The sequence below is a fragment of the Bordetella holmesii genome (assembly GCF_020735985.1).
GTDB lineage: Bacteria > Pseudomonadota > Gammaproteobacteria > Burkholderiales > Burkholderiaceae_B > Bordetella > Bordetella holmesii.
The window spans coordinates 2334749-2353432 of the sequence record NZ_CP085973.1 but is presented as its reverse complement, the minus strand read 5'-3'; the positions used below and the strand labels follow the sequence as shown (position 1 = coordinate 2353432).

Below are 18684 nucleotides of genomic sequence, written 5' to 3'. Positions count from 1 at the left end.
GTTGTTTTGCCTAAATGTCATTTCAGAAAGGAGGCCAGAATGGCCAACAAGCTCGTCAAGGCAGTCCGTATTGAACAGCACGGCGGCCCCGAGGTCCTGAAGGTCGTGGAGGTTGAGGTTCTGCCCCCGGCTGCCAATGAAGTCACCATTCGCCAGCACGCCGCGGGCCTGAACTTCATCGACATCTACTACCGTACCGGGCTTTATCCGCACCCTCTGCCGCACGGTCTGGGCTTTGAAGCCGCCGGCGTGATCGAGGCAGTCGGCGCCGAGGTCAAGCACCTGAAAGCGGGGGACCGTGTTGCCTACGGGCAAAGCCCGCTGGGCGCTTATGCTCAGGCACGCAACGTGCCGGCTGCGCAAGTCGTCAAATTGCCCAAGGGAGTGAGTTTTGACGATGCCGCGGCCCTCATGCTCAAAGGCCTGACCGTTCAGTACCTGTTCCGCCAGACCTATCGCCTGCAAGGTGGAGAGACCATTCTGTTTCATGCAGCCGCAGGCGGCGTGGGCCTGATTGCCTGCCAATGGGCCAAGGCGCTGGGGGTCAAGCTGATCGGTACTGTCTCCAGCCCCGAAAAGGCCGAGCTGGCCCGCGCCCATGGCGCCTGGGAGACTATCGACTATTCGCGCGAAAACGTCGCTGAGCGTCTACTCGAACTGACGGGCGGCAAGAAGGTGCCGGTGGTTTATGACGGCGTGGGCAAGGACACCTGGGAGACCTCGCTGGATTGTCTGGAACCGCGCGGACTGATGGTCAGCTTTGGCAATGCCTCCGGTCCGGTCACCGGCGTGAACCTTGGCATCCTCAACCAGAAGGGTTGCCTGTATGTGACACGCCCCTCGCTGGGCCTGCACATCAATACCCCGGAAAAGCTCAAGGCCGCTGCCGATGAGCTCTTTGGTCTGGTGCAGAAAAAGAAAATCAAAGTCCGCATTGATCAACGCTACAGCCTCGAGCAGGCCGGTGACGCCCAGACGGCCTTGGCTGGCCGCAAAACTACGGGTGCGACGATCCTGACCTTGGATTGAGGCCGGGTTATCGAGTGTGAATGAAGACAGGGCCGGCATATGCCGGCCCTGTCTTTTGCGGATCCGTTCTTGTCGGCTTGGCGCCCGGCAAACAACCGACGGGCGCCGGGTAGGGCGAGATCAGGAGACCCGCATCTGCTGCAGCGCTGCGATACGCGAGGGAATCGGCGGGTGCGAAGAAAATAGCGCCGAGATGGCGCGTCCACCGGCTATGCCCGAGGCCTGGAAGGACTTGGGCAGTTCACCGGGCTGCTCTCCACCCAGGCGGGCCAGTGCGTGGATCATCGGTTCGCGGGCGCCCAGCAATTGGGCCGAGCCGGCATCCGCGCGGTACTCGCGCTGACGCGAGAACCAGGCCACGATGATGGTAGCCAGCACGCCGAAGGCGATCTCACAGACGATCACCGTGATGTAAAAGCCGGGCCCGACGCCGCGCTCGGTGCGGAAAACCGTGCGATCGACGAAGTAGCCGACTACGCGTGCCAGAAATACCACGAAGGTATTCACCACGCCCTGGATCAGCGTCAGCGTCACCATGTCACCGTTGGCAATGTGGGCGACCTCATGGCCGAGCACGGCGGCGACTTCTTCTTCGCTCATGCTATCGAGCAGGCCTGTGGAGACGGCCACCAGCGCGTCATTCTTGAACGCGCCGGTCGCAAAGGCGTTGGGCGCGCCCTCGTAGACGGCGACCTCCGGACGGCCAATACCCGCCCGGTCAGCCAATTGATAGACGGTGTCCAGCAGCCAGGCTTCGCGCTGGTTGCGCGGCGCGTTCGGGTCGATGACTTGAGCGCCGGTGCTGTACTTTGCCATGGGCTTGCTGATCAACAGCGAAATGATGGAGCCCGTAAAACCCACCACCACGGAAAATACCAGCAGGGCATTGACGTTCAGGCCTTCGGCCGTGATGAAGCGATCCAGACCCAGGATGCGCAAAGTGGCTGACAGCACCAGCATCACGGCCAGGTTGGTGATCAGGAACAGGAAGACGCGTTTCATTCTGTTGAGTTTCCTCTGCGAGCGGAAAAACGATTTTTTAGCCCCGATTTGACCAGCCCCGTGCTGGTCGGTTCCCCGGGGGCTCCCGGCGGCCAATCAGGCGCGCCGGGATGGGGAGTATAGTATCGCTTTCCCCTATATCTCCTCTCGCCCTTCCTTTATTTCAGGTACCCATGCAGGCACTCTGGATGTTGTTGGCATCTGCCATGTTCGCCATCATGGGGTCGTTCGTGAAGCTGTCGGCTGAGCACGGCGCCTCGTTGGCCCAGGTTGTCCTGTTTCGTGGGCTGCCATCAATAGTTCTTCTGTTGATATGGGCGCGCGCCGCGCGCCAGTCCATAGTGCCCACGTCCTGGCGCCTGCATTTCTGGCGTAATCTTTCGGGCGTGACGTCGATGTGGCTGGGCTTCTATGCGCTGTCGCATCTGCCGTTGGCGACGGCCACCAGCCTGAACTACACCGCGCCGCTGTTCATCGCCTGCTGGATGCTGGGTTGGGGCGGGGCGCAGCGCGATACGATTCGTATCGTGGCGGTGGCGCTGGGTTTTCTGGGGGTTATTGCGGTGCTGCGCCCCAGCATCAATGACGATCAATGGTTGGCTGCCATGCTGGGCCTGTCGGCCGGCGCACTGTCGGCCATCGCCATGATGCAGATCCGGCAGCTGGGCCGCGTAGGCGAGCCCGAGTGGCGCACGGTGCTGTTCTTTTCCGTGGCGGTCTGCGTCAGCAGCGTCGTCGGGTTGGCCTGGCAGGGCTGGGGCACCGCCGATATGACTGGCTATGCGGCTCTGGTCGGCGTCGGTACCGCCGGCTTGTTCGGTCAGTTGGCCATGACACGCGCCTTCGGGCATGGAGCGGCGTTACTAACTGCCGCGTTGCAGTACTCCACCATCATTTTCGCGGCGCTCATCGGTGTGGGCTTTTGGGGCGATATGCTCGACGGCCTGGCCTGGGCGGGCATGGTTCTGATCATTGCCGCAGGCCTGCTGTCGGTTTGGCGTACCATGCGAGATTCGGCGCGCAATTGATACTGCGTAGCCTGTTGTAGAGGGAGCTTCAATGACCAAGCCTTTGATTTCCGTTGATGATCTGGCCGCTCGCCTGGGTGAAGCCGACCTGCGGATTTTTGATCTGCGCCATGACCTGATGGATCATGCTGTCGGGCCGCGTGCCTACGAGCAGGCGCATATTCCGGGCGCACGTTACCTCAATCACGAGACCGAGCTCTCGGCCGAGCGTACGGGGCAGAATGGCCGTCATCCCCTGCCGCCGCGCGACCAGGTCGCGGGTCTGATGGCCGCTCATGGCATCAAGCCGTCCACTCTGGTTGTGGCCTACGATGCCAGTGGCGGCATGTATGCCGCCCATCTGTGGTGGATGTTGCGCTGGATAGGGCATGAGCGCGTTGCCGTGCTGGATGGCGGCTGGCAGGCCTGGAATGGCGCAGGCCGGCCTACCGAGAGCGGGCCGGTGAGAACGGTGGCGCCGTTGTCCGGCATCGTGCCGGCTCAGCCCCTGGTGGGCACGGTCGATGCGCAGGCCGTGCTGCAGAACATCCCCGCCCAGGCTTTCACCGTGATCGATGCCCGCGCGGGCAATCGTTATCGCGGCGAAGTCGAGCCCATGGATCCCGTTGCCGGCCACATACCGGGCGCCTTGAATCGGCCCAATGTTGAAAACTTGACGCCCGAAGGGCGTTTCAAGGATGCCGCTGAGCTACGGTCAGAGTTCACGCTTCTGTTGGATGGCCGCGATCCGCATGAAATCGTGCATCAGTGCGGCTCGGGTATCACCGCCTGCCACAACCTGCTTTCCATGGAGATCGCCGGCCTGACGGGGTCGCGCCTGTATCCCGGTTCCTGGAGCGAATGGTGTGCCGACGCCTCACGGCCTGTTGCGAAGGGCTGAGCCTGGCGCAACAACGAGGCGGCCCTGCAGGGCCGCCTTTTTTTAGGTTCATCGCGGAATAGCGTGGAGCCGTGCTTGATTGCCGTTACGCTTGATCCTTGATTTTTCAAGGATCAAGGCCGGAATCATGCTGGACCGCAAGACGATCGAGAGGTTGGGTGGGTGGGAAGGTTATCGGGTGGAGTGGGTCGTGTGGCCTGAAGGTGAGAGTCGGACGGTCACGATTTACCTGAAGCCTTCAGCGCGAACGATGCACTGCGAGCACTGCGGCAACCGATGTCGGCAGGTGCATGAGACGACCACGCGCCGGGTGCGGGATCTGCCGCTAATGGCGCTGCGAGTGACGCTGGTAGTGCCGCGTCGGCGGGTCTGGTGCGAGCAGTGCGGTGGACCGCATCTGGAGAGGCTGAGCTGGCTGGGCCGTTACCAGCGAGTGACCGACCGGCTGGCCGAGGCGGTCAGCCAGTTGCTTGAGTCCAGCAACATTCTGGCCGTGGCGCGCTTCTTCCAACTGGGTTGGCACACGGTCAAGGCGCTGGACAAGGCCCTGCTGCGACGGACGATCCAAGAGCCGGACTGGAGCCAGATCCACTACCTAGCGATGGACGAGTTCGCTCTACACAAGGGCCATCGTTATGCCACGGTCGTTGTCGATCCGATCCGCCGTCAGGTGCTATGGATCGGTGATGGCCGCTCGCGCGAGACGGCCAGAGCCTTCTTCGAACAACTGCCAACTGAGGTTGCCCAGCAGATCCGGGCCGTAGCGATCGACATGACGACGGCCTATGAGCTGGAGATCCAGGCCAACTGCCCCAACGCCGAGATCGTCTACGACCTGTTCCACGTCGTGGCCAAGTACGGCCGTGAAGTGATAGACCGGGTGCGTGTAGACCAAGCGAACCAGTTGCGGCACGACAAGCCGGCCCGCCGGGTGATCAAGTCCAGTCGCTGGCTACTGCTGCGCAATCGCAAAAACCTCGATCCGTGCCAATCGGTAAAGTTGGACGAGTTGCTCCAGGCCAACCAGCCCTTGCTCACCGCTTATCTGATGCGCGATGAGCTCAAACAGCTGTGGTTCTACCAACACCCCGGCTACGCCCGCCAGGCATGGGATCACTGGCTGCAACAGGCTCAGGGCAGCGGCATCGCCGCCTTGGCTCACTTCGCGCTCAAGCTAAAAGCCTATCTGCACGGGATTCTGTCTCGCTGTCGCCACCGGCTCAACACCAGCATCGTCGAGGGCATCAACAACACCATCAAAGTCATCAAGCGCCGCGCCTACGGCTACCGCGATCAGGAGTACTTCTTCCTCAAGATCCGGTCTGCATTCCCCGGTATTCCTCGATGAACCTTTTTTTAGGGATGCCTACGCGGCGAGAAGTTTGTGCCGTTCGGAGATGCCGGCGGCCAGTTGCAGGAAGTGCGCCAGCGAGCCGGTGATCATGGTAGGCGATTTGGCTTGGTCATCCCAGCGGCGCAGACGTATTGCGTCCGCAGCCCCCGGAAGGCTGGCAAAATCCATGGCCTGCGCGGCATCGAAGCTGCCGCCTTGCAGATTCAGGCTGCGCCGCGAGTCTTCCGACAGGGTGCAGGCATAGTCGGCCTCCACGTAGCAGAGATACCGTTTGGCCTCGACGTGCAGGCATATCGGGTCGAGCACGCGTGTATCGAACAGACCACGCAGAAAAGGCAGTACGAAATACTGATGCTTGTCATCCACGCCGCGTAACGTCGGGGTGCCGGGGTGGTCAGCAATGAGGTGGCCCAGGTCGTGCAACAGGCAGGCGGTCACCAGGTGCGCCGAGGCTCCAGCTTGCTCGGCCAGCGTCGCGGTTTGCAGCGCATGTTTGAGATGGCTGACCGGCTCGCAGTCATAGCTGCGGTGGCCCCGTTCAAGAAAGATCTGTTCGATGTCGTACAGACTCAAGGGCATGGAAGTCTCCTGAGTGATCCGTGCGCCAGAAAGGAGACTCAGTAGACCAGAGCGTCTTGACCGTTTGATGACAGATATAAGGCACGCTGTGCGCGGGGGGAAGCCGGCGGCTGAACCGCCCCTCAAAGCCAGGATCCATGTCCTGTATTCAGGGGCAGCTCAGGCAGCCGGGTTTCCGTCACGGGGTAGGGGCCGGGTCAATCGCCCTTTTCATCCATGATGCGCCGGTACCATTCGTGGAAGTGCTGCATCCCGTCTTCCATGGGGGATTGGTAAGGACCGGCTTCGCTGACCCCGCGCAGCATCAGTGCACGACGTCCGGCGTCCATGCGTTCAGCGATTTCATCGTCCTCGACGGCCGTTTCCATGTAGGCGGCGCGTTGCGCTTCTACGAATTCGCGTTCGAAGGCGACGATCTCCTCGGGATAGTAGAACTCGACCACATTGACGGTTTCCTGAGGGCTCTTGGGATAGAGGGTCGACAGGACGACGACGTGGGGGTAGAGCTCGATCATGTGAGTGGGGAAGTACGTCGCCCACACCGCACCAAAGTCAGGGGTCTGCCCGGCACGGAAGTCCAAGAGCCGGTCATGCCATTTGCGATAGACATCCGAGCCGGGCTGTGCGAGGGCCTGGTGCACGCCGACTTTCTGCAGGCTATACCAGTCATTGAATTCCCAGCTCAGATCGTCGCAGGTGACAAAGCGTCCCAGGCCGGGATGGAAAGGCCCGACGTGGTAGTCCTCCAGATAGACCTCGATGAAGGTCTTCCAGTTGTAATTGCACTGATGTACTTCGACGTGGTCGAGTACATAGTCGCCAAAGTCGAACTCGGGACGCGCAAACAGCGGGGCCATGTCGGCGGCAGGATCGCGTGGGCCTTCGAACAGCAGCCCGTGGCAATCACGCAGCCGGAAGCGCTGCAGATTCATGCAGGGGGTGGCTTCGAATTGAGGCGCACCCAGCAACTCACCCTGGTTGTTGTAGGTCCAGCGATGCAGCGGGCAAACGATGTTGCCCCCCGTGTGCTGCAGTGAGCCACTGGTGTTGACATTGCCGGTGACGTTGCCAGCCTCGCCGCCGAGCATCAGCGCCTGACGGTGGCGGCATACATTCGAGATGAGCTCCACGCCGTTCTGGTTGCGAACCAGAACGCGGCCTCCATTCTCCTGAACCAGGCTACGCCAATCTCCAATCTCGGGCACGAGCTTTTCGTGACCGACATACAAGGAGGATTGCTTGAAAATGAGTTCTTGCTCGCGCGCAAAGCGGGCTTCGTCGAAATAGGCGCTTACCGGAAGCTGGGTGCGAGCTGGCACCACATGTGCCATCCGACCTATGTCGGTCATGATTCCCTCCGCTCGGATGAAAAAGCCAGGACGGGGGAAGGCATTCCTTGTAGAGCCCTCAGTCCGCTGGCGCGAAGAAAAATCGGACTGGCCGATCCAAACCGTCGATTGTACCCGATCGCCTACGTTAAAGGGGGCTCAAACGAGAGGACGTGTCAGCCTGTGTTGCCGCAAGGCCCAGACCACGGCGGCGGACAGGCCAAAGACCAGGATGGTGACCAATGGCAGGCGCCAGATGGCTGCCGCATCGTGCGGCACCAGGCCGGCGCGCTGGGTCAGATCCAGTAACGCGGGGTGAACCAAGTAGACGCCAAAGGTCAGCGGTGCCAGTGCGGGTAGACGGGGCAGGGCAGGCGTGTCTACGAACCATTGAAAGGCAGCCAGCGACATCAGCGGCACCGTCAGGCTGAAGTAATCATAAAAATAGAGGTTCAGACTTTGGGCGCTCGACAGCCACAGTACGCCCGCTGCGGTCAATGCGATGCCAGTCAGCAGAACCAACCCGGGGCGCGGCATGCGCCATTGCCCTTCAAAAATCATCCGCCCGGCAACGAAATAGCCCAGATAGGGCAGAAACCAGGTCAGGAAGAAGCCGGGGTCGGCGCCCAGCGCCTGTCGGTACAGGCTGTCAAGGATTGCCACGCCTAATATCCCGATCACCCAGAGTTTCCGGGCTGCCGGTGTGCTGCGTGCATATAGCAGGCGCACGGCAGGGGCGAACAGGTACAGGCCCACAATCATGTAGAGGTACCAGAGGTGATAGTAGGGGCGCCCCTCGGCCACTTTGCGCGGCCAGAACGAAACATCCAGCCGGCCTTGGTCGAATCCGGCGAGCGTCGTGCTCCACAGCAGATAGAACACTGTCCAAAAAACCAACGGGATCTGAATGCGCGCCAGGCGGCGCCGATAGAAGACCCGCGGTGAGAGGGGGCGCTGCGGATCGAGCAGAAGCGCGCCGCTGATCATGACGAAGACGGGTACGCACCATCGCACCGCCGAGTCGTACAGGTTGGCGGCCAGCCAGCCCCCGCTGGCATAGATGGCCGGGTCGGATACCGTCTGCGCGGCGCTGTGGAGCATGACCACGGCAAGCGCGGCCAGCCAGCTCGCCGCATCCAGTCGTTCATATCGGTCTGACGTCATGGCGCTCCGCTGGGTCGGGCGTCAAAGCCCTTTGCCCGACCTTATCAGCGCCGCTGGCTTGGTCTGTATCCAGCCGTTAGTCAGTGTATGCCGGCGTGAGTTTGTCCCGGGGTGGACGCCGGCAGAAACGGAAGAGTTTGTTGCAAAAGCCTCTGATCATTGCAGTGCAATATTCGCCTGTTTGATCAGTTGCTGTACCAGAGGTTGTTCGTTGCGGATCTGTGCCTGCAGGTCGGCCGCACTGCCCGAGCGCGGATCTATGCCCATGTCCAGCATTTTGGCGCGTACCGTTTCATCACTGAGCGTGGTCTGCAATGCCTGCTGCAAGCGCGCCAGGACGTCCGGCGGAGTGCCTTTGGGGGCAACGAAGCTGAACCAGGCGCTCATATCGAACGTGGGCCAGCCCTGTTCGGCCAACGTGGCCAATGCCGGCTCGGAGGGCAGGCGGGCTTTGCTGGTAATGCCAAACACATTTATCTTGCCGGCCTTGGCCTGCGGCATGCCGGTGGCCACCATGTCGAAGAAAACATCCACGTCGCCGCTGATCAAGGCGGGCAAGGCTTGTGTGGCACCCTTGAAGGGTACATGCAGGATGTCAATGCCTGCTTGATCTTTGAACAGTTCGCCGGCCAGATGCGAGGAGGTGCCAGGCCCGAAGCTGGCGAAGGTCAGCTTGCCCGGGTGGTTTTTGGCATAAGCGACCAACTCCCGGGTGCTCTTGAAAGGCTGCTTAGGGCTGGACAGCAGCACCAGCGGGCCGATGCCGACCAGGCCGATGGGAGCGAAACCGTCCGGATCATAAGGCAGGTCTTTATAGAGAAAGCGGTTGGTGACCAGCGTGGAGTTGGTCGCCATCAATATGGTGTAGCCGTCAGGTTGTTCGCGCGACACATAGGAGGCGCCAATCGACGTGCCTGCTCCCGCCTTATTTTCGACGATCAAGGTCTGCTTGAGATCCTTGCCCATGCGCTCGGCCAGGATACGGGTAAGCACATCGGTCGCGCCGCCTGCGGGGAAGGGCGAGATGACTTTGATCGGTCGTGTCGGATAAGTGTCGGCCACCGCTGGGGAGCCGGCGCCCGCGGCCAGCAGGGCGGCGAGGCAGAAAGTCAATGTGCTGCGGAACATAGTTTTCCCTTGATAATTCCGTTATACGGAATTAAATTTTGTAATTCGAAATTCAAATATAGAAATCCACGGCGCGAAATGCAACCCCTTTCGACACCCTCCGGGCCGGCGCGGCGCAAGCGACAGGCAGGCAGCGCCGGCGCAGATTCTCCTGATTTCATTACCGCGCTGGCACGCGGTCTGCACGTGTTGCGCTGTTTCCGGTCGGGGCCGCAGCCCCTGGGCAATCAGGAGCTGGCGCACTTGACCGGGCTGCCCAAACCTACGATCAGCCGCATCACCTTTACTCTTACCGAACTGGGCTATCTGCGCTATCACGCCGACACGGGCAAGTATTCGCCCGGGCATGCCGCGTTGGCCATGGGCTTTGGCCTGTTGGCCGGGCTTGCGATCCGCGATCTGGCCAAGGCCGATATGACCGCCCTGGCTGCGCAGACCGGCGCGGCTGTGGCGCTTGGCGCGTTCGATGGCGACGCCATGGTCTATGTCGAAGCCATGCATGGATCGTCCGCCCTGTATCTGCGCCTGCCCGTCGGCTATCGTGCCAGTCTCGATACCGCCATGGGCCGGGCCTATCTCGCCGCGCTGCCCGAGCCGGCGCGCCAGGAGCTCGTATCGCAAGCAGGAATAACGTCGCACGCCATGGACGAAGCCTTGCGCGACCGGCAGGCCTCGGGGTGCTGTTTTGCCATAGGGCAATGGCAGTCCGGCATCAATGCCGCCGCCGTTGCCTTCAGTGCCCTGACCGGAGAGGGCGTGTTCGTGATCAGTTGCGGCGGTCCGGCGCAGCTATTGCCCGAAGCCACCCTGCGCGACCGTGTGGCCCCGGTGCTCAACCAGATTGCTCGACGCCTTGAGGGCGGCTGACGCGGTCGCTTACGCTATCTCGTACAATTCAGGATTGCCCGATAAATCCTTCCCGAGCCCCGGAGACCCGTTTGGCTTCAACTTCTCTGCCGCAAGATTTCGAAACCGCTCTGGCCGAGCTCGAGGCGCTCGTGCAGGCCATGGAGAACGGTTCCCTGCCGCTGGAGCAGTCGCTGGCCGCTTATCGCCGTGGCGTTGAACTCACCCGTATCTGTCAGGACCGCCTCTCGCAGGCCGAACAGCAGGTCAAGGTGCTCGAAGGTGAATTGTTGCGCCCCTTGCAGCCGGGCGCCCTGGATGACGAATAGAGCCTCGGATGAAGCAACCCCACCTCGCTTGCGCCGATTGGCTGCGCGACCGCGCCGACCATATCGAGCAGGTTCTCGAAGAATTGATTCCCGCGGCCGATGTCGCGCCCGCGCGCTTGCATGACGCCATGCGTTATGCGGTGCTGGGCGGTGGCAAACGCGTGCGCGCTGCGTTGGTATACGCGGCCGGGCAGGCCTGCCCGGTCAGCGGCAACATGCTGGCCATCGAGGCCTCCATGGACCGCGCTGCGGCCGCTGTCGAGCTGATCCATGCGTATTCGCTGGTGCATGACGATCTACCCTGCATGGATGACGACACCTTGCGGCGGGGGCGTCCCACCACGCATGTGCAGTTTGACGAAGCCACGGCCATGCTGGCCGGCGATGCGCTGCAACCCCTGGCCTTCGAGCTCCTGGCAGGTATGCCTATCGCGCCGGCGCTGGTGGTGCAGGCCACTCAGGTGTTGGGCCGCGCGGCAGGCAGTCTGGGCATGGCTGGTGGCCAGGCCATAGACTTGCACAGCGTGGGCAAGACGCTCAGTCGCGATGAGTTGCAGACCATGCACAGCATGAAAACGGGTGCGCTGCTGGCAGCCAGCGTCGCGCTGGGCGGAATCGTGGCGGGCGCGAGTTCGGCGGCGCGCCAGGCGCTGGACAACTATGCACAGGCCATGGGTCTGGCGTTCCAGGTGGTGGACGATATTCTTGATGTGACGGCCGACAGCGCCAGCTTAGGCAAGACGGCAGGCAAGGATGCGGTCGAGAACAAGCCCACTTATGTTTCGTTGCTCGGGCTGGATCAGGCGCGCGAGCTGGCCGAGGAATTGCGTCAGGCCGCGCTGCTGGCGCTTGGCCCGCTGGGCGAGTCGGGTGCAAGATTGGCCCAGATCGCAGACTTCATCGTGCTGCGCGACCGTTGAATACCGCGACGCCAGGCGGCGTGGATAACTACTTAAGCTTCAAATGACGACGACAGAACACCTGGACCGCATTCATTCGCCGGCCGACCTGCGCAAGCTGGACAGGCGCGATCTCAAACCCATCGCCGATGAGTTGCGGGCTTTCGTGCTGGAATCGGTCTCAAGAACCGGCGGGCACCTGTCGTCAAATCTGGGCACGGTCGAGCTGACGCTGGCCTTGCACTATGTCTTTGACACCCCTCACGACCGGATCGTATGGGATGTCGGCCACCAATCCTATCCGCACAAAATTCTGACGGGCCGCCGCGATGGCATGGCGCAGTTGCGTCAGCAGGGAGGCATATCCGGGTTTCCCAAGCGCAGCGAATCCGAATACGACGCCTTTGGTACTGCGCATTCGTCGACGTCGATCTCCGCAGCGCTGGGCATGGCGGTGGCTTCGCGCAATGCAGGCGTGGCGCGCCAACACATTGCCGTGATTGGCGACGGCGCGATGTCGGCTGGCATGGCGTTCGAGGCCATGAACAACGCCGGTGTCACACCGAACATCAATCTGCTGGTGATTCTGAACGACAATGACATGTCGATCTCCCCGCCGGTCGGGGCCTTGAATCGTTATCTGGCGCGCTTGATGTCGGGACGTTTTTACGCCACGGCGAAAAACGTCGGCCGTGCGGTGCTGCAGCACGTGCCGCCCGTGCTCGAACTGGCGCGGCGCCTCGAAGAGCATGCCAAGGGCATGATCACGCCGGCGACCCTGTTCGAAGAATTCGGCTTCAACTATGTCGGTCCGATCGACGGGCATGATCTGGAAGCGCTGATTCCTACTTTGCAGAATCTCAAGACCTTGCAGGGCCTGCAGTTCTTGCACGTCGTCACGCGCAAGGGCCAGGGCTACAAACTGGCCGAGGCGGATCCTGTTCTGTATCACGGGCCGGGAAAGTTCGATCCGGCTGTAGGGATCCAGAAGGCCAAGACCCCGAGCAAGCAGACGTTCACGCAGGTGTTTAGCCAATGGTTGTGCGATCAGGCGCAAGCCGATGTCCGGCTGGTCGGCATCACGCCGGCCATGCGGGAAGGCAGCGGCCTGGTGGAGTTCGAAAAGCGCTTTCCCATGCGCTATTTCGACGTCGGCATCGCCGAGCAGCATGCGGTGACCTTTGCCGCCGGCCTGGCCTGCGAAGGGCAGAAGCCCGTTGTGGCCATCTACTCGACGTTTCTGCAGCGCGGCTACGACCAGCTCATTCACGACGTGGCCCTGCAGAATCTGGACGTCACGTTCGCGCTGGATCGCGCCGGTTTGGTCGGTGCTGACGGCGCGACCCATGCAGGCAATTACGACATTGCCTTTTTGCGCTGCGTGCCCAACATGGTGATCGCCACCCCATCGGACGAAAACGAAACCCGGTTGTTGCTGTCGACCTGTTACGCCTACCCGGGGCCGGCTTCCGTTCGCTATCCACGGGGGGCAGGCTGCGGCGCCGAAGTGACCTCGGGGCTGGAGATCGTCGCTCTGGGCAAGGGCAGGGTGCGCAGGCGCGGCCGCAAGATCGCCATATTGGGTTTCGGCACACTGGTGCAGGCGGCGCTGGCCGCCGCAGAAGGCCTGGATGCCACCGTGGCGGACATGCGTTTTGTCAAACCGCTGGATCGCGAACTGCTGCGCGAGTTGGCCGCCAGTCATGATGCGCTGGTCACGCTCGAAGACGCGGCAATCATGGGTGGGGCGGGTAGTGCCGTCACCGAAGCGCTAAACGACATGGGTTTGGTCTTGCCGGTGCTGCATCTCGGCCTGCCCGATGAATTCATCGACCACGGTGACCAGCTGGGGCTGTTGGCGGGGCTCGGGCTGGATGCCGCGGGCATAGAGAGGTCGGTGCGCGAGCGCTTCAGCGCGTTGCTCGACAAGCACTGAATCAAGCCTTGTTTTCCGCCTGGGTGGAACACAGTGTTCCGCCCGGTTTACATACGACAAAAAGGGTTTTCCCGGCCCGCAGCCGGAGTTTGGGCGATAATGCCCCTCCGGTTCTTAATTCCAGGGTTGGCTGTATCCCACGCCCTGATAGGTAAGCGACATGAATTCCCCCATCGATCCCGCCATCGTGATGCCCGACGTCCAGAGTTCGGCTGACACGCGCCATATCCCGATTCAACGCGTGGGTATCCGCGGCGTGCGTCATCCCATGTTGGTCGTGGCCGGCGACGGCGACGCCCAGCCCACGGTGGCCAATTGGACGCTGACGGTTGCGTTGCCCGCCGAAGAGAAAGGGACGCACATGTCCCGTTTTGTGGCGCTGCTGGAGCAATACCGTGCCACGCCCATGACGCCGGCGTTGTTTTCGCAGATGGCGCGCGACATGCTGCCGCTGCTGCACGCCGATCGTGGTGACCTGACGGCGTCGTTTCCGTATTTCATCAACAAGTCCGCGCCAGTCTCCGGGGTGCGCAGCCTGTTGGATTACGAGGTCACCTGGACGGCGCGCGCCGCCGGTGATCAGGTCGAGTTCGAGCTGCGCGTGCTGGTGCCTGTCACCAGCCTATGCCCGTGTTCGAAGGCCATTTCGGAGTACGGCGCGCACAATCAGCGCTCGCACGTCACGGTCTCGGCCATCCTGGGCAGCGAGGTCGCCATGGATGCCATCATCCGCCTGGTCGAAGATGAGGGCTCTTGCGAGTTGTGGGGTTTGCTCAAGCGCCCCGACGAGAAGTACGTGACCGAGCGCGCCTACGATAACCCCAAGTTTGTCGAAGACCTCGTGCGCGACGTGGCTGCCCGTCTCAAGGCCCATCCGGCGGTTACGCGTTTCTGTGTCGAGGCCGAGAATTTCGAGTCCATTCACAACCATTCGGCCTACGCCGTGGTTGAGGGCTGATTACTCGGCACGTCTGTTTAGCGAAACGGCCACGCCCGGCGCGGCCGTTTGCTTGAAGCGCCACCTTGAACCGTCCCCCTATGCTTGGCATAGTGGCGGGAGCATATTGCTTGCATATGCACGGCCCATGAGTGATAATCGAGGGCTTTCTTGCTCGCACCATTTCGATGGCGGGCTGACCCTTCTGCGGGTTTACATGTTTCCCGCGAAGACATCCACAAGGAGTAATACATGCGTCACTACGAAGTAGTGTTTATTGTTCACCCCGATCAAAGCGAGCAAGTGCCCGCCATGGTCGAGCGCTACCAAGCACTTGTCACCGGCCAAAGCGGCTCGGTGCATCGCCTGGAAGACTGGGGTCGTCGCCAATTGGCTTACCCGATCCAGAAGCTGGTCAAGGCACACTATGTTTGCATGAACATCGAGTGCAACCAGGCTACCCTGGACGAGCTCGAGCATTCTTTCCGCTACAACGACGCCGTGCTGCGCCACCTGGTCATCAAGACCAAGAAGGCCCCTGCTGGCGCCTCGATCATGATGAAGTCGGTCGAGCGTGAAGAAGCCCGCAAGGCGTCGGCTGAAGCCGCCGCTGTCCAGGCCGAGTAAGCGTCGGTACAGCATCGCAGGGTCGGTTAGGCAGTAACCGGCAGCGCGATACAAGCAGGCAACATTGCCCAGCCCCATGAATCAACTGCAACTCAGCGTCCGTGTTCTCGAATGCGAACCGCTGCGCCACACGCCGGCCGGAGTGGCGGCCCTGGAAGTGCTTCTGGGGCATGAGTCCGAAGTCATCGAAGCGGGACATCCCCGCCGGGTTGAACTGACGATACACGCAGTGGCTCTGGGAGATCTGGCGCAAATGTTGGCCGGCATTGCACTGGGGACCGAAATGCAGGTGGAGGGCTTTCTGGCCCCGGCCCGCAAAGATTCGGTCAAGCTGAAGCTGCATTTGCAGCGGGCCCGAAAAACGGGTGGCAGCGCCGGTGTCGATCCCATGCTTGCTTGAGTTGCCTGACGCTGACCCGGTACAGATTACGGCGACAGGATCCATTGATGGATCGGTCCCATACAAACTAAGAGGCACATATCATGGCTTTCTTCGGAAAACGCAAAGAAAAACGCAAGTTCACTCAGCAGAACCCGCTGTTCAAGCGCCGCAAGTTCTGCCGCTTCACCGCTGCCGGCGTTGAAGAGATCGATTACAAGGATCTCGACACCCTGCGCGACTTCGTGCAAGAAAACGGCAAGATCATTCCGGCTCGTTTGACCGGCACCCGGGCAATCTACCAGCGTCAGCTGGACTCCGCCATCAAGCGTGCGCGCTTCCTGGCCCTGTTGCCCTACACCGACAACCACAACTAATCCGGGGCAACGTCATGCAAGTTATCCTGCTCGAAAAAGTCGTCAATCTGGGCAACCTTGGTGAAGTCGTGCGTGTGCGTGATGGTTACGCCCGCAACTTCCTGATTCCCCAGAAGAAGGCCCGCCGCGCCACCGAAGCCGCCCTGAAAGAGTTCGAAGCCCGTCGCGCCGAACTGGAAAAGGTCCAGGCCGAGAAGCTGGCCATCGCCCAGGCTCTGGGTGAGCGCCTCAGCGGTCATCAACTCAAGATCGTGCAGAAGGCCGGTGTTGACGGCCGCTTGTTCGGTTCGGTCACCAACGCCGATATCGCCGAAGGCCTGCGTGCCGGCGGTTTCGAAGGTGTTGAGAAGTCGCAGGTCCGCCTGCCCAACGGCCAACTCAAGTCCGTCGGTGAGTACCCGGTTCAAGTCGCGCTGCACGCTGACGTGCTGGTCGACGTGACCATCCTCGTCGAAGGCGAGATGAACTGATCGGTTTACGCCGATCGGTAAGAAGAAAAGCCGGCCTGGTGCCGGCTTTTTTTCTTGATACGCTTAGCTATATGCTGATGGCGCGCTGCCGTCAGTGCATGAAACCGTGCAGAGGAATCGCGTGACACAGACGCCGTTGCATCACCAGGCCCCTGCGGGATTGCAGGCCTGGCTCGACGGGCCGGAGGCGGCCGCAGTGAAGTCGGTGAAAGAGGTCGTCATTGATGGCGAGCGTTGCGTCATCAAGCGCCGCGAAGCCGGACTGGGCCGTGGTCTCAGCTATGTGTTGCGCTATCTGCGCGCATTGCTGCTGGCGGTAGGCTGCAAACTCGCATTGGGCGAGTTCCCTCGCCCCAGCGTGCTGTTGCGCAACGGCCTGGCCTACGAGGCGGAGCGCCTGCGCCATCTGTTGCTGGCCGGCTGCCGTGTGCCCGCGGTCTGGTGGCAGCAACCCGGCTTGGTCGTGCTCGAGCACGTAGGTGACGATCTGCCATTTTTCTTGCGTCGCGCCGAGTATGACGAGCGACTGGGCCTCGTTCGCATGCTAGCCGCCGATCTTGCGGCTTTTCATATGCGCGGCTTCTGGCATGGTGGCGCACAGGTGCGCAACGTTACCCTGCGCGAGGACGGGCAACTCTGGCGCATCGATTTCGAAGAGAACATCGGTGCGGCGCTGTCGCTGCCCATGGCACAAGCCTACGACCTGTTCCAGACATTGAGCTCGGTCGTTTCCTTGAGCAAAATACCGCGCGAGCAAGTTCCCATCATAGGTAAACTGATCCTAGAGACATATTTCGAGGCCAATCCGGATCCCGCCGTACGTGCGGCGCTCAAGCGCCTGGCTCGCGTGGTCTGCGGCCTGGCCGGTATCCTCAAACCCCTGGCCGGCAAACTGCCGTGGCGCGATGTGCGCACCTTTTTCCAGGTCAGCGACACCCTGAGGTCAGTATTGCAATGAACACTCCTGCCGATTCCCAACTTGAGTACCTGCGAGTACCGCCGCACTCCGTCGAGGCCGAGCAATCGGTGCTGGGCGGCCTGCTGCTGGATAACGGGGCCTGGGATCGTATCGCCGACGTACTGGCCGAAGATGACTTTTACCGGCATGACCACCGCCTCATCTGGCAGCATATTGCGCGCCTGATTGCACTGGCCCGTCCGGCGGACGTGATCACCGTCAATGAGTCGTTGGTCAGCGCGGGTAAATCCGAAGATGTGGGCGGCCTGGCCTACCTCAACGCTTTGGCTCACAACACGCCGTCAGCAGCCAACATCCGGCGCTACGCCGAGATCGTGGCCGAGCGCGCGACCTTGCGCAAGTTGGTGAGCATCGCCGACGAAATCTCGGCGGCGGCCATGAGCCCGCAGGGCAAGGAAGCCCGGCAATTGTTGGACGAGGCCGAGTCCAAGGTTTTCAAGATCGCCCAGGAAGGCGCGCGGGGCTCTGGCGGTTTTCAGGAAATCCAGCCGCTGCTGACTCAAGTGGTCGAGCGCATCGACGAGCTTTATCACCGTGACAGCGAATCGGATGTGACGGGTGTTCCCACGGGCTTTACCGATTTGGACAAGATGACTTCGGGGCTGCAGCCAGGAGATCTGGTCATTGTCGCTGGCCGTCCTTCCATGGGTAAAACCTCGTTCTCGATGAATATCGGTGAGCACGTGGCCATCGAGCAAGGTCTGCCGGTTGCGGTGTTTTCCATGGAAATGGGCGCGGTGCAGCTGGCCATGCGTATGCTCGGTTCCGTGGGCATGCTTGACCAGCATCGCATGCGTACCGGCAAACTCGTCGCGGAAGACTGGCCGCGTGTCACCCATGCTGTGCAGCTCATGCAGGAGGCCCAGGTCTACATCGATGAGACGCCTGCTTTGTCGGCCATGGAAGTCCGCGCACGCGCCCGGCGGCTTGCCCGGCAGTGCGGCCAGCTTGGCCTGATCATCATCGACTATATTCAGCTGATGTCGGCCAGCTCGGCCGGGGAGAACCGCGCTACCGAGGTCTCGGAGATCAGCCGTTCGCTCAAGGGTTTGGCCAAGGAGCTGAACTGCCCTTTGATCGCGCTGTCCCAGCTCAACCGCAGCCTCGAGCAACGCCCCAACAAGCGGCCCGTGATGAGTGACTTGCGAGAATCTGGCGCTATCGAACAGGACGCTGATGTGATTCTGTTCATCTACCGCGATGAGGTATACAACCCTGACTCGCCGGACAAAGGTACGGCTGAAATCATCATTGGCAAGCAGCGTAACGGGCCTATCGGCACCGTGCGCCTGACGTTCCAGGGTATGAGCACGCGTTTTCTCAACTTTACCTCGGCACCTCAGTACTGAGCGTCAAGGCTCAAAAAACCCCAGCCCTGGCAGCATGCCAGGGCTGGGGTTTTTTGACATTGCT

General features: G+C 61.5%; 20 protein-coding genes. 15 read left to right on the top strand and 5 right to left on the bottom strand.

The features are described 5' to 3' along the window. Positions 1-39 precede the first annotated feature (39 nt). Positions 40-1029, top strand: coding sequence for a quinone oxidoreductase family protein (locus LK440_RS11305; RefSeq protein ID WP_005012606.1), 990 nt, complete (start codon positions 40-42; stop codon positions 1027-1029). A 120-nt stretch (positions 1030-1149) separates the two neighbouring features. On the opposite strand, the gene htpX is transcribed toward LK440_RS11305, so the two are convergent. After that, the gene (gene htpX / locus LK440_RS11300; RefSeq protein ID WP_005012607.1) at positions 1150-2031 is read right to left on the bottom strand and encodes a protease HtpX; all 882 of its coding nucleotides are present in this window, start codon (positions 2029-2031) and stop codon (positions 1150-1152) included. Between the two features lie 173 nt (positions 2032-2204). Here htpX and LK440_RS11295 point away from each other — a divergent pair, with 173 nt between their 5' ends. The 3 genes from LK440_RS11295 to LK440_RS11285 all read left to right on the top strand — a co-directional run bounded on the left by LK440_RS11295 (position 2205) and on the right by LK440_RS11285 (position 5287). Beyond that, on the top strand, positions 2205-3059 hold the full coding sequence (locus LK440_RS11295) for a DMT family transporter (RefSeq protein ID WP_005019028.1): 855 nt from the start codon (positions 2205-2207) through the stop codon (positions 3057-3059). 31 nt (positions 3060-3090) lie between these two features. Then, on the top strand, positions 3091-3939 hold the full coding sequence (locus LK440_RS11290) for a sulfurtransferase (protein WP_005012610.1): 849 nt from the start codon (positions 3091-3093) through the stop codon (positions 3937-3939). 127 nt (positions 3940-4066) lie between these two features. Next, a complete protein-coding gene (locus tag LK440_RS11285; RefSeq protein ID WP_005012613.1) occupies positions 4067-5287 on the top strand; it encodes an ISL3 family transposase in 1221 nt (406 codons plus the stop codon). An 18-nt stretch (positions 5288-5305) separates the two neighbouring features. Here the strand turns inward: LK440_RS11285 and LK440_RS11280 are convergent, their stop codons facing one another. The 4 genes from LK440_RS11280 to LK440_RS11265 all read right to left on the bottom strand — a co-directional run bounded on the left by LK440_RS11280 (position 5306) and on the right by LK440_RS11265 (position 9492). After that, positions 5306-5872: a phosphonate degradation HD-domain oxygenase gene (locus LK440_RS11280; protein ID WP_005012619.1), complete on the bottom strand. Its 567-nt coding sequence runs from the start codon at positions 5870-5872 to the stop codon at positions 5306-5308. Positions 5873-6069: 197 nt separating this feature from the next. Next, entirely contained in the window at positions 6070-7221 is a 1152-nt protein-coding gene (locus LK440_RS11275; RefSeq protein ID WP_005012620.1) for an aromatic ring-hydroxylating oxygenase subunit alpha, read from the bottom strand. Between the two features lie 138 nt (positions 7222-7359). Continuing rightward, positions 7360-8364, bottom strand: a complete 1005-nt coding sequence (locus LK440_RS11270; protein ID WP_005012623.1) for an acyltransferase — start codon at positions 8362-8364, stop codon at positions 7360-7362. Positions 8365-8520: 156 nt separating this feature from the next. After that, complete coding sequence (locus LK440_RS11265) at positions 8521-9492, bottom strand: Bug family tripartite tricarboxylate transporter substrate binding protein (protein ID WP_005012624.1); 972 nt, start codon at positions 9490-9492, stop codon at positions 8521-8523. Between the two features lie 78 nt (positions 9493-9570). On the opposite strand from LK440_RS11265, the gene LK440_RS11260 reads away from it, so the two are divergent. The 11 genes from LK440_RS11260 (at position 9571) to LK440_RS11210 (ending at position 18620) form a co-directional block, all read left to right on the top strand. Next, the gene (locus LK440_RS11260) at positions 9571-10359 is read left to right on the top strand and encodes an IclR family transcriptional regulator (RefSeq protein WP_005012626.1); all 789 of its coding nucleotides are present in this window, start codon (positions 9571-9573) and stop codon (positions 10357-10359) included. A 71-nt stretch (positions 10360-10430) separates the two neighbouring features. Further along, the gene (locus LK440_RS11255; RefSeq protein ID WP_005012627.1) at positions 10431-10667 is read left to right on the top strand and encodes an exodeoxyribonuclease VII small subunit; all 237 of its coding nucleotides are present in this window, start codon (positions 10431-10433) and stop codon (positions 10665-10667) included. 8 nt (positions 10668-10675) lie between these two features. After that, the gene (locus LK440_RS11250) at positions 10676-11587 is read left to right on the top strand and encodes a polyprenyl synthetase family protein (RefSeq protein ID WP_005012631.1); all 912 of its coding nucleotides are present in this window, start codon (positions 10676-10678) and stop codon (positions 11585-11587) included. Between the two features lie 43 nt (positions 11588-11630). Continuing rightward, positions 11631-13502 (top strand): 1-deoxy-D-xylulose-5-phosphate synthase, encoded by a 1872-nt coding sequence (gene dxs / locus LK440_RS11245; protein WP_005012634.1) that lies wholly within the window; start codon positions 11631-11633, stop codon positions 13500-13502. Between the two features lie 160 nt (positions 13503-13662). Beyond that, a complete protein-coding gene (gene folE2 / locus LK440_RS11240; RefSeq protein ID WP_005012636.1) occupies positions 13663-14460 on the top strand; it encodes a GTP cyclohydrolase FolE2 in 798 nt (265 codons plus the stop codon). A gap of 231 nt (positions 14461-14691) precedes the next feature. Continuing rightward, on the top strand, positions 14692-15066 hold the full coding sequence (rpsF, locus tag LK440_RS11235) for a 30S ribosomal protein S6 (protein ID WP_005012637.1): 375 nt from the start codon (positions 14692-14694) through the stop codon (positions 15064-15066). Between the two features lie 76 nt (positions 15067-15142). Next, complete coding sequence (gene priB / locus LK440_RS11230; protein WP_005012639.1) at positions 15143-15466, top strand: primosomal replication protein N; 324 nt, start codon at positions 15143-15145, stop codon at positions 15464-15466. Positions 15467-15549: 83 nt separating this feature from the next. Continuing rightward, entirely contained in the window at positions 15550-15822 is a 273-nt protein-coding gene (rpsR, locus tag LK440_RS11225) for a 30S ribosomal protein S18 (RefSeq protein ID WP_005012641.1), read from the top strand. 14 nt (positions 15823-15836) lie between these two features. Beyond that, positions 15837-16292: a 50S ribosomal protein L9 gene (gene rplI / locus LK440_RS11220; protein ID WP_005012642.1), complete on the top strand. Its 456-nt coding sequence runs from the start codon at positions 15837-15839 to the stop codon at positions 16290-16292. 121 nt (positions 16293-16413) lie between these two features. Next, positions 16414-17250 carry a BUD32 family EKC/KEOPS complex subunit gene (locus tag LK440_RS11215; protein WP_005012643.1) on the top strand — a complete coding sequence of 279 codons (837 nt, stop codon included), beginning with the start codon at positions 16414-16416 and terminating at the stop codon, positions 17248-17250. After that, the gene (locus tag LK440_RS11210) at positions 17247-18620 is read left to right on the top strand and encodes a replicative DNA helicase (RefSeq protein ID WP_005012644.1); all 1374 of its coding nucleotides are present in this window, start codon (positions 17247-17249) and stop codon (positions 18618-18620) included. Before LK440_RS11215 ends, LK440_RS11210 begins: the two co-directional genes overlap by 4 nt. Positions 18621-18684 lie beyond the last annotated feature (64 nt).